This window comes from Streptomyces sp. NBC_00727 (assembly GCF_045161745.1).
Lineage (GTDB): Bacteria > Actinomycetota > Actinomycetes > Streptomycetales > Streptomycetaceae > Streptomyces.
The window spans coordinates 3,593,747-3,603,989 of record NZ_CP108981.1 but is presented as its reverse complement, the minus strand read 5'-3'; the positions used below and the strand labels follow the sequence as shown (position 1 = coordinate 3,603,989).

At 68.2% G+C, this 10,243-nt stretch carries 10 protein-coding genes and 2 tRNA genes; 6 read left to right on the top strand and 6 right to left on the bottom strand.

The window, feature by feature from the left end; genetic code table 11:
* Nucleotides 1-298 precede the first annotated feature (298 nt).
* The 4 genes from OG242_RS16260 (at nucleotide 299) to OG242_RS16245 (ending at nucleotide 3,449) form a co-directional block, all read left to right on the top strand.
* Nucleotides 299-1,858 carry an acyl-CoA carboxylase subunit beta gene (locus OG242_RS16260; RefSeq protein WP_405898848.1) on the top strand — a complete coding sequence of 520 codons (1,560 nt, stop codon included), beginning with the start codon at nucleotides 299-301 and terminating at the stop codon, nucleotides 1,856-1,858.
* 1 nt (nucleotide 1,859) lies between these two features.
* Nucleotides 1,860-2,048 (top strand): acyl-CoA carboxylase epsilon subunit, encoded by a 189-nt coding sequence (locus OG242_RS16255; RefSeq protein ID WP_405898847.1) that lies wholly within the window; start codon nucleotides 1,860-1,862, stop codon nucleotides 2,046-2,048.
* A 28-nt stretch (nucleotides 2,049-2,076) separates the two neighbouring features.
* Nucleotides 2,077-2,826, top strand: a complete 750-nt coding sequence (locus OG242_RS16250) for a thioesterase II family protein (protein ID WP_405898846.1) — start codon at nucleotides 2,077-2,079, stop codon at nucleotides 2,824-2,826.
* A gap of 113 nt (nucleotides 2,827-2,939) precedes the next feature.
* Nucleotides 2,940-3,449, top strand: coding sequence for a hypothetical protein (locus OG242_RS16245; protein ID WP_405898845.1), 510 nt, complete (start codon nucleotides 2,940-2,942; stop codon nucleotides 3,447-3,449).
* A 403-nt stretch (nucleotides 3,450-3,852) separates the two neighbouring features.
* On the opposite strand, the gene OG242_RS16240 is transcribed toward OG242_RS16245, so the two are convergent.
* The 4 genes from OG242_RS16240 to OG242_RS16225 all read right to left on the bottom strand — a co-directional run bounded on the left by OG242_RS16240 (nucleotide 3,853) and on the right by OG242_RS16225 (nucleotide 7,423).
* The gene (locus OG242_RS16240; protein ID WP_405898844.1) at nucleotides 3,853-4,371 is read right to left on the bottom strand and encodes a hypothetical protein; all 519 of its coding nucleotides are present in this window, start codon (nucleotides 4,369-4,371) and stop codon (nucleotides 3,853-3,855) included.
* A 146-nt stretch (nucleotides 4,372-4,517) separates the two neighbouring features.
* Nucleotides 4,518-5,228, bottom strand: a complete 711-nt coding sequence (locus OG242_RS16235; protein WP_405898843.1) for a class I SAM-dependent methyltransferase — start codon at nucleotides 5,226-5,228, stop codon at nucleotides 4,518-4,520.
* Between the two features lie 26 nt (nucleotides 5,229-5,254).
* On the bottom strand, nucleotides 5,255-6,727 hold the full coding sequence (locus tag OG242_RS16230) for an asparagine synthase-related protein (RefSeq protein ID WP_405898842.1): 1,473 nt from the start codon (nucleotides 6,725-6,727) through the stop codon (nucleotides 5,255-5,257).
* 468 nt (nucleotides 6,728-7,195) lie between these two features.
* A complete protein-coding gene (locus OG242_RS16225) occupies nucleotides 7,196-7,423 on the bottom strand; it encodes a hypothetical protein (RefSeq protein ID WP_405898841.1) in 228 nt (75 codons plus the stop codon).
* Nucleotides 7,424-7,572: 149 nt separating this feature from the next.
* Here OG242_RS16225 and OG242_RS16220 point away from each other — a divergent pair, with 149 nt between their 5' ends.
* Nucleotides 7,573-8,913 carry a tetratricopeptide repeat protein gene (locus tag OG242_RS16220; RefSeq protein ID WP_405898840.1) on the top strand — a complete coding sequence of 447 codons (1,341 nt, stop codon included), beginning with the start codon at nucleotides 7,573-7,575 and terminating at the stop codon, nucleotides 8,911-8,913.
* Nucleotides 8,914-9,214: 301 nt separating this feature from the next.
* Here the strand turns inward: OG242_RS16220 and OG242_RS16215 are convergent.
* Together OG242_RS16215 and OG242_RS16210 are read right to left on the bottom strand one after the other, a co-directional pair.
* Nucleotides 9,215-9,287: transfer RNA gene (locus tag OG242_RS16215), tRNA-Arg, on the bottom strand.
* 161 nt (nucleotides 9,288-9,448) lie between these two features.
* Nucleotides 9,449-9,539, bottom strand: a tRNA-Ser gene (locus OG242_RS16210).
* A 198-nt stretch (nucleotides 9,540-9,737) separates the two neighbouring features.
* Here OG242_RS16210 and OG242_RS16205 point away from each other — a divergent pair.
* Nucleotides 9,738-10,202 carry an SSI family serine proteinase inhibitor gene (locus OG242_RS16205; RefSeq protein ID WP_405898839.1) on the top strand — a complete coding sequence of 155 codons (465 nt, stop codon included), beginning with the start codon at nucleotides 9,738-9,740 and terminating at the stop codon, nucleotides 10,200-10,202.
* The last annotated feature ends 41 nt before the right edge of the window (nucleotides 10,203-10,243 follow it).

Here is a 10,243-nt window from a genome sequence, read left to right as displayed (position 1 = left end):
GAATCCCCCGAGTCATTCCAGCCACGGGGTGTCCGCACGCTAGGTCGCCCGCGGAGGACGGCGACACCCCTATCCCCCCAGGTGTTGACCCTGCCCGCGCGACCCCCGCGCCCCTGCGAAACCGCCGGTGGCAGGGGTTGTGGCGGACGAGATGCCTGTTGGGCCGGGGTCCTGCCGGGCCGGGGAGCGGTCAGGGGGGTGGTCGGTGTTCTCCACGCACGCCCCGGGCCCTTCAATGACACGCACTGCCCAGGGCGCCGCCATCGGCGGGCCCGATGGCCGAAGAGACGGGTGGATCATGACCGTTGCCGATGTCAGTGTCCGAGTGGCCGAACGAGGAGCGATCAAGGAGGCCGTGGAGCTGGGCCCTTCGCCGAGCGCCACCGAGGCGCAGCGCGCGCGGGGCAAGCTCACGGTGCGCGAGCGGCTGGACCTGCTGTTCGATCCGGGTACCTTCCGCGAGATCGAACAGCTGCGCCGCCACCGCGCGGCGGGATTCGGCCTTGAGGACCGCAGACCGCACACCGACGGCGTGGTGACCGGCTGGGGCCAGGTCGAGGGCCGGAGGGTGTTCGTGTACGCACACGACTTCCGGATCTTCGGCGGCTCACTCGGTGAGGCGCACGCCCAGAAGATCCACAAGGTGATGGACCTCGCGCTGGCGGCCGGTGCCCCGCTGGTGTCGCTCAGCGACGGCGCGGGCGCCCGTATCCAGGAGGGTGTGACCGCACTCGCCGGTTACGGCGGCATCTTCCGCCGCAACGTCGCCGCGTCCGGGGTGATCCCGCAGATCAGCGTGATGCTCGGCCCGTGCGCCGGCGGCGCCACGTACTCCCCGGCGCTCACGGACTACGTGTTCATGGTCCGCGACATCTCACAGATGTACATCACGGGCCCCGACGTCGTGCAGGCCGTCACCGGCGAGAAGATCACGCACAACGACCTCGGCGGCGCGCAGGTGCACTCCACGGTGTCGGGCGCGAGCGCGTTCCTGTACGACACCGAGGAGGAGTGCCTGGAGGAGGTACGCCACCTGCTCTCCCTCCTCCCGTCCAACAACCGCGAACTCCCGCCGGTCGTCCCCTGCGAGGACCCGGTCGACCGCCCCGGCGACACCCTGTCCCGGCTGGTCCCGGCCGACCCCAACCTCTCATACGACATGCGGGCCGTGATCGAGGAGATCGTCGACGACGGCGACCTCTTCGAGGTGCACGCCAACTGGGCGACCAACATCATCTGCGGTCTGGCCCGCCTCGACGGCCATGTGGTCGGCATCGTCGCCAACCAGCCCGCCTCCCTCGCCGGCGTCCTGGACATCCACGCCTCCGAAAAGGCCGCGCGCTTCGTGCAGACCTGCGACGCGTTCAGCATCCCGCTGGTCACCCTGGTCGACGTGCCCGGCTTCCTGCCCGGCAGCGACCAGGAGCACAACGGGGTCATCCGCCATGGCGCGAAGCTCCTGTACGCCTACTGCAACGCGACGGTCCCCCGCGTACAGGTCATCCTGCGCAAGGCGTACGGCGGCGCGTACATCGTGATGGACTCCCGGTCCATCGGCTGCGACCTGTCCTTCGCCTGGCCCACCAACGAGATCGCCGTCATGGGCGCGGAGGGCGCCGCCAACGTCGTCTTCCGCCGCGAGATCGCCGCCGCCGACGACCCGGAGGCGGCCCGCGCCCAGCGCGTCAAGCAGTACCGCCAGGAGCTGATGCACCCGTACTACGCGGCCGAACGCGGCCTGGTGGACGACGTCATCGACCCCGCCTCCACCCGCCAGGTGCTGGCCGACGCCCTGGACGTCCTGCGCGCCAAGCACGTGCCGCTACCCGAGCGCAAGCACGGCAACCCTCCGTTCTGACATGGCCGACTCCTCCATCCGCATCGAAGGCGGAAACCCGACCCCCACCGAACTGGCCGCCGTCCTCCTGGTCCTCCTCTCCGCGACGAGGACCCAGGAGGCGCCCGAGAACCCCGCCGCCCCACCCCGGTCCAACTGGGGCCCCACAAGAGGCTGGCACCCCCCGGGCACCTGGCCGGCGGCCCGATGACAGCACTGCGTAAGGACACCGCACCCAGATGACCACCTCAACGCGCCCCGCCACGAGCTGGCTACGCCGCTTCCACCCGGCCGAACAGGCCCCCGTACGCCTCTTCTGCCTGCCCCACGCGGGCGGATCGGCGAGCTACTACTTCCCGGTCTCCCGAGCCCTGACCCCGGCCGCGGACGTGATCGCGGTCCAGTACCCCGGCCGCCAGGACCGCCGCAACGAACCGTGCGTGGACGACGTCCGCCGCCTGGCCGACCTGGTCACCGCCGAAATGCTCCCCTGGTGCGACCGCCCCATCGCCCTCTTCGGCCACAGCCTCGGCGCGACCCTGGGCTTCGAGGTCGTCCTCCGCCTGGAGGCCGCCGGCACCACCCCGCGCGTCCTCTTCGCCTCGGGCCGCCGCGCCCCTTCCCGCCCTCGCGAGAACGAAAACGTCCATCTCTCCCCGGACGCCCAACTCCTGACCACCATCCGCCGCATGAGCGGCACCGACCCCGCGGTCCTGGCCGACGACGAACTCCTCCGCTCCGTCCTCCCGGCCATCCGAGCCGACTACAGAGCCGCAGAAACGTACCGCTACCAGGGCTCAACGCCTCTGAACTGCCCGATCGAGGTCCTGAACGGCACAGAAGACCCCGAGGTAACCGACGAGGAAGCCACAGCCTGGACCACCCACACCACGTCAACGACCACCTTCCACACCTACAAGGGCGGCCACTTCTACCTGAACGACCACGCCCCCGCGGTCATCAACCTGATCCGCGAACGCCTGGCGTAGAGAAGCGCGGTGGAGGCCCCCGGGGCATGCGCCTGAGGGCCTTCACCGTGGAAGCTCTACGATCACCCCGTCTGAAGGCGCGACCGGGCCAGTACACGACAGGGAGCTGAACGATGCCAGGCGATCTCGACTTCAGCTGGGAACTCAGCGGATCGGGCTGGGCCACCTGCCGCATAGCAGACAGCACGTCCGAGACGAAGCACGTCGTCAGCTACTGCACCGACGCTCTCGCCGACCTGATCCGTCGCGTAGCGGGCCTCTACGACCCCGCACCCTCCGTCCAGCGAGTCTCCTTCGACCTCGAACCCATCGAGATGAGGTGGGTCCTTCGCAGCCAGGACGCCGACGTGACCATCGCGATCTACGAGTTTCCCGACATGGACGCGAGCTACGACAAGCCCGACTCAGCCGGAAAGCTCGTATGGCGGTCGAAACAGCCCCGCGCCTTTCTGACCCACGCCATCACGGAGGCGGCACAGAACCTGCTGCGCCTGTACGGCGAGGACGGATACCGAGCCAAGTGGGTACAGCACCCCTTCCCCACCACCGCCCTGCATGACCTCCGGATCCTTCATATGAAGCACGACGCGTGCAAGCTCCCGCACGACGCAGCGACTCCATGAGAACGGGGGCCGGCGCGCCACTCCCGCAGCAGCTCCCCGAAAACGCCTGAGGCCCCGGCCCATTGTCACAGCCACTTGCTAGCTTGCCAGTGGATAGAGACCGGTCAGAGAACCTTCGAGGTCCGCGGTCAAGAGGGGCGGGCACAAAGGTCCCCGGGAGCCACCTCGGGACTATGTTGCAGGCCGTGGATCCCCGCCCCTCTCATCCTCCAAGAGGCCGACGGTCGGCACCTTCACTGAGCCGCAGTCCCGGGCAGACTCCCCTTCGCTGCTGTTCGGGAAACGCCAGGGGCCGGGATCGGTCTGCGATGGTCACACCGGCCGCTGCGAGGCCCCGCATGAGCGCTATCGGTCAGGGTCGGTTGCTGAGGTTGCGGTATGGAGTTGCTGTACGGACGCCCCTTCATCCCGCAGCGGCTCCGCGCTCGATCCGACGCGATTCGGGCGGAATTTGACGCCCCCAACGGAAAGTCCGTTCGCGAGGCGCCTCCAGTTGTCGTGGCGACGCGAGTTCTGCTCGGAAGGCTGCTTCCAGCTCTTCCATCGCGTCTTCGACGCTCTTGAGCGGCCAGCCGTCCCTTTCGTCAGGCCGCCTGAGAATGATGGGCTGGGCGTCATGCATGAAGGACCGCTGCACTTTTACGAGTGCTGAGCGGACATCGTCGTTGGCTATGAGCGAGGCTTCAATGGACCACTTGTAGGCAGCCGTGCGATGCTCGGCCAGATCGCTGCCATCCTCGTTCTTCCAGATGGCGACCAGAGAGTCGTGCCACCCGTGCAGAGCGATCGTGAGATCGCGATAAAGAGGCTTCTTCTCACCTAGCCACCTCACCTGTTCAGCGTGCACACGCTGCTCGCGTTGAAGCCGTACCTGCCCACGCTGAGCCAGCCAAGCGCCCGCAAAGCCTGCGAAGGCACCCACGGTTGTACCTCCGAGTCCGACAAGCGCAGCATCCATGCCTGTTTCCTAGCAGAGAGTCACCTCAGCAAGCAGGGAAAGGGCCAGGTCCGTTACCCGGGTCCAGATGGGACATCCAGCTCAGCGTCTCTCACCGTCCGTTAAAAAAGTCAGGTGCACTTGGCCACCGTGTACGCGGTCGGCCCTGTGAGCCTGGCTCCGGAACTGTCCATCATGTCCAGGACCTCGAAGCCGGCCCGCTCCGCGTACTGTTCGAGCTCCCTCGGAAAGAGGACGCGTCTGCGGATCTCGTCCTGGGCCTCGTCCCCTGAGGGGAGTGCCCAGTGCCGGTGCATGGTGTTGATCTGGGTTTGCAGGTCCCACTCGTGGCGGATCGTGACGGTCGCCAGGCCGCGCGGGGTGTCGACCGTGGCGGTCACCGGTTCGGTACGCGTGATGGGTGCGACGGGGGAGCAGAGAATGAGCAGGCTGCCCCGGTGGGCGTGGGCCGCGAACGTGGCGAAGACCTGGGTGATCTCGTCGTTGTCGTGGACGTAGGCGAGGCTGTTGCCCAGGCAGGTCACGACGTCCACGCACCGCCGGAGTCGCGCGGTGCGCATGTCTCCGATGCGGATGTCCAGCTTCGGCCGGACCTGGCGGGCGTAGTCGACCATGCCGGGCTGGAGGTCCAGGCCGGTGCACTCGTAGCGCTTCGCCAGGATCTCCAGGTCCCTGCCGGTGCCGCATCCGAAGTCGAGCAGCGTCCGGGCGTCCGGCCGATGCGTATCGATCAAGGTCTGACACATGTCGGCGCCGGTGCTGTCGGACTGGATCACGTCGTACAGGGCCGGGTCCCGGTAGAGGAGGTTCGTCGCTTCCACTGGTTCCGCTTCCGTGTCGTGGCCGGTCACATGAGGCTCCGCAGTCCGACCTCAAGGGCGAGGACATCGCACAGCAGATCAGGGACGGTCAAAGCGGCACCGGCGTCCCTGCGGGCCTGAGCGAGTGCCTTGCCGTCAACGTAGCCGAGATCGACCAGGGCGGATTCCTTGAGCATGTCGTCCAGTACGGGTAGGCCGTAGGAGCGCAGCCCCTTCTCCAGGACAGCCAGGAAGTTCTCCGGTTCGGCCGGTGACGCCACCGACTCCGGCAGTCCTGCCCGCCTGATCCGCTCTCGGAACAGCGCCTTGCCCCGTTTGTACTCGTGAGGCAGCTGCTCCATGAACCGGACGATCCGCGGGTGTACGAGCGGGCTCACCGGCCAGACGCCGACTCGCAGGAAGCCGGGATTGTGCATGCCGAATGCCATCAGGGTCGGCACGGGCAGGACGGGAATGGGCGCCAGGTGCTCGTTCACCTCGCCCAGGGCGCCGACCGCCTTCGGACCGAGCCACGGAACGGCTTCCGGCGTCGGCAGCTCCGCGGACGTCCTTGAGTGGTGGGCGTTGACCTCGTCCCCTCCACCGCCGGTGAACATGATCTCGCACCGTCGGGTGGCTGCCTGCTCGCGTACGGCGTCGAAGGCTTCCTGGTAGAACGCCCCCGCCGGATCATGCGGGCGGCGCAGAGCGCGTACGCCGCCGGGGCAGAACGGCGGGTACCGCAAGGCGGGAATGGCCACATCTCTGAAGCCGCAGTGATCGGCGTACGCGTTGCGGCGCTCGCTCTGCTGCCTGCCGATGCTTCCCCCGACCAGTAAGCCGAAGCTGTGCACCTGCGGAATGCGCGCCGCCTTCACGGCCAGGGCTACGTTCCCGGAGTCGGCGCCACCCGACAGTTCGAGGCCCACACACCCCGTAGCGCTCGGCGCTTCACGGATCACGTCGGTCAGCAACTCGTCGAGCATGGCGAGTGGATCGACACCGGGACGCAGCGCGCGGGGCTCCAGGACGTGTTCGGCAGGTTCCGGGTAGCGGATGCCGATTCCGGCAGCGGTGAACGTGGCCGACGCCCGCTCCGTCAGACGGTGGACACCCTCGAACAGCGTCTCGGATGTGTAGCGATGCTGCCTGGTCAGCGTCCGCGCCACAACACGCGGCGCCAGGCGGTCAGCCGACAGGTACGGCCCCAGTGCTGCCACGTCCCATGAGGCGTGCAGCTCGCCGGCCTTCTCCAGCAGGTACAGCGGGGCTGTCCCGAAGGCGCCCGCTGTGAGTCGGGCTTCGCCGGTCGTCATGACGACCTCAACGAAGTCGGCCTCGCCCCTCTTGCATTCCTTCACCCTCATCCGCACACATGACGCCTGGTCGTCGCGTACCTCCATGACCAGCGTGGGCACGTTCGCGGGCTCGATCCAGCTCTCGCCGTTGACCCAGCGGCCTCCTTCCGGTTTCCATCGCGGCTGCTGGAGATCGGCCAGGCGCAGACGCATCGACAACATGTCGTCCCTTTCGAAGTCATGCGGCGGGGCGGGGCCGCGAACGACCCCGCCCCGCCTGGCTCAGCCCTCGGCTACTTGGAGCAGTGGTCGCCGTTGTTGTCGCCACCGCCGGGCATCTTGTCGAGCAGCGTGGCCTCGACGGCCGGGACGCCGGTGATCAGATCCCCGGTGAACAGTTCGTCCACGTTCATCGTGTTCTCCTCTTACGGTTGAAACGGGCCCCGCGGCTGATGCTGCGGAGCTGAGCCCGTCCGGCTGCCGGCCCTGACGAAAGAAGGCGGCCGGACGGGTGCCCACCCCTTTCGGCAGTGGGCCCTCCCTCGCCACACGTGGAACTGAATGTGTGGGGAGGGAGGAGTCAGGTGGGGGTGGAGGCAGATGTCACGCCTAGGACGAAGCCGATCGACGCGGAGACGGCGATGATCAGCAGCGCTGCGGCGTGACGGCCGACGACTGCGGATAACTGCCTCACAGCCGCTCGCCGCGACTGCGCTCGTTCGCCTCGCGCACTGCGATGCTCAGCCCAGCCGCAGCGTCCTGAGGATCGGGACGGCTGTGCAGCGGGCACTCGCACAGGGGGAACAGGTTCGAGCCCGGCGGCGGGTCCGCGCCCTCGTAGGCGCCGATCCTCAGCGCCCCGTCCACTCCACGCTCTTCGATCAACTGGGCCAGTCGGGCCCGCGCTTCGCTCTTCATCCCTCAGTCCCTCAGACGTTGGCTGCGGCGAGGTCTCGCCGTCCCCTACTGCCTCTACGCAACCGTGTGACCACGCACAGCGGTACCGTTGGAGCGACGCCGGGACTTGAAAGCCTTGAAAGTTCGCAAGGGCACGGGGAGTTGAGGGCATGGCCGAGCGTGAACCGAACGGGGCGCTCGGGCGTCTGCTCACCGAGAGCCGCTGGACTTACCGCCAGTTCGCTCGGGCGGTGAACCGTGTGGGAACCGAGATGGGCACACCCCTGCGATACGACGAGTCGGCAGTGAGTCATTGGCTGGGCGGCACCGTGCCTCGCGGGGCCGTGCGGGTGTGCGTACTGGAAGCCCTCTCTCGGCGTCTGGGGCGGCCCGTAACGCACGCTGAGGCCGGTCTGCCCGTTCCCCGCGATCACTCCCCGACAGCCGCGGATACCGTGGAGGGGCTGATCGACCTCGGGAGGCAGGACATGGACCCATCGCGCCGCAGCGTCCTGGGGGCCGGCCTGTTCTCCGTCGCCCTCACGATTCCCGGGTGGCCGGATGTCATCGGCCGTGCCGAAGCGGTCCAGTCCGGCCGCGTCCGCCGGATAGGCATGAATGAAGTGGACATGGTCATCGCCATGACCGAGCGCGTCTCGGAACTCGACGACCAGTTCGGTGGTCGCCACGCACGCCCCATGGCCGCCTCGTTCATGGTGAACACCGTGGCGTCCTATCTGCGCGCCGACGCCCCCGAAGACGTACGGAAGGCCATGCTGTCCGCAGCTTCGGACCTGCTGTACCTGACCGGTTACATGGCCGTGGACGAGGGGCTGCACGGCCTCGCACAGCGCTACTACGTCAAAGCACTGGAACTGGCGGGCACCGCCGAGGACCACTTGACCTACTGCACTACTCTGCGCGGCATGAGCGTCCAGGCCATCGACCTCCGCCACGGGGGCAAGGCCATGGAACTGGCAGACGCCGCAGCAGCCGCCTCCCCTAAAGCAGGACCTCGCATGCTGGCCTTCCTCGCCGGCCAGCAAGCACACGCCGCCGCACAGACCGGCGACCGAACCCGGGCACTGCGGTACATCCGGGAGGCCGAGACCGCCATGGACCGTGCCGAGTCGCGCGGCAAGGCATTCGGCTCGTACGACCCAGCGTCACTCAACTACCACATCAGCCAGGTGCGTTACGAACTCGGCGACGTCACCGGCGCCATCGAAGCCATGCAGCAGTCCGACAAGGTGCGCTACAGCGTCTATCGCCGTGCCCGCGTCCGACACCGCGCCATGCTGGCCGAACGGCAACTGGAGGTCGGCCACCTGGAAGCGGCCTGCGACACCTGGCATCAGGCGCTCGACGACTACCCCATGGTGCAGTCCGGCCGAGCCGACGACCGGGTCAGAACCATGTTCGGCCTTCTCCGGCCGCATCTGAAGAACGCCACCGCGCGAGACCTCTACGACCGCGGACGAACGATCGCGCCGCCTTCCCTGGTCAGCTGAGCCGTGCCGTTGGCGACCTCAGCCACAGAAGTCAGCCACGACGGCAGGTGCGCCGACCGATGCCTGCGGAAAGACGACGACATGAAGTAAGCGAGTAGACGGAGGCGAAACAGAAGCCGGGAACCTCACCGATCGAGATCCTCGTCGGCTAGGGGGTGAGTCCCGCCTGACGTCGGCGAGGTGAACCACTCTTCATTTCTGCGAGGGGACCAGCACGATCGAAGCGGTGGCGGTCAATCACTGCCGTCACGACATACGACAGAGACCCCCGGGATTTCTCCCGGAGGCCTCTCGTCTGCTGTGCACTCGGCAGGATTCGAACCTGCAACCTTCTGATCCGTAGTCAGATGCTCTATCCGTTAAGCTACGAGTGCTTGTGCTTCTGGGGTTTTTTCTGCCCCGTCGGCGTTGCGAGAACAACATTACATGACCTGCGCCGGGACGCGAAATCCATTGCCCGGACCCGGCCTGAGCTGGGAAGACGCCGGGAACGGGCGAAGCCCCGGTCCTGGGGACCGGGGCTTCGGTGGTGGTGCGGAGGCGGAGGGATTTGAACCCTCGATGGGGGGTAAGCCCCAAACCGCATTAGCAGTGCGGCGCCATAGACCGGACTAGGCGACGCCTCCAGCGCAGCGCCCGCGCGAGCGCGGGTGGTGCGTGCAGATGATGACACAGCTGCACGCTGCGCCACCAATCGCGGCCTACGGTACTAGGCGGTCGGCCAGGAGGGCAAAGCGGTTGCCGTGCGCAACGCCGGGGCGGGTGGCGCGTTAGGCAGGGCGGGGGCGCCGCCCCCGCAGGTTCTTCCGCCACAGGAGTCCGCAATGATGCGCCGTCTCGCTCTCACCGCTGTCGCGTCCCTCGCCGCGCTGTCCGCCGCCGCGCCCGCCGCCACCGCCGCGTCCGGGCCCCTCCCGTTGCCGCTGTCCCTGCCCCTGCCGCTCCTCCAGGACGACGGCGCGGGCACCCGGCTCACCGTCGTCGTTTCCGGCTCCGGCAACCCGGAGGCCGACGGGAGGTACGAGCTGGAGTGCGGGCCGGCCCGCGGGACCCACCCGGTCGCGGCGCAGGCGTGCGAGCGGCTGGGGCAGCTGGAGGGGGAGGGGGCGGACCCGTTCGCACCCGTGTCCAGGGACGCGATGTGTACGCAGCAGTACGGCGGGGAAGCGACCTCCCGCGTCACCGGGACCTGGCACGGGCGCCACGTCGACGCCTCGTTCAGGCGGACCAACGGGTGCGAGATCGCCCGGTGGAACGGCCTGCGCCCGGTCCTGCCGAACGTGCGGTGACCCCGCCCGAGGCCCTGCGGCGGGTCCCTGCGGGGCCCGGC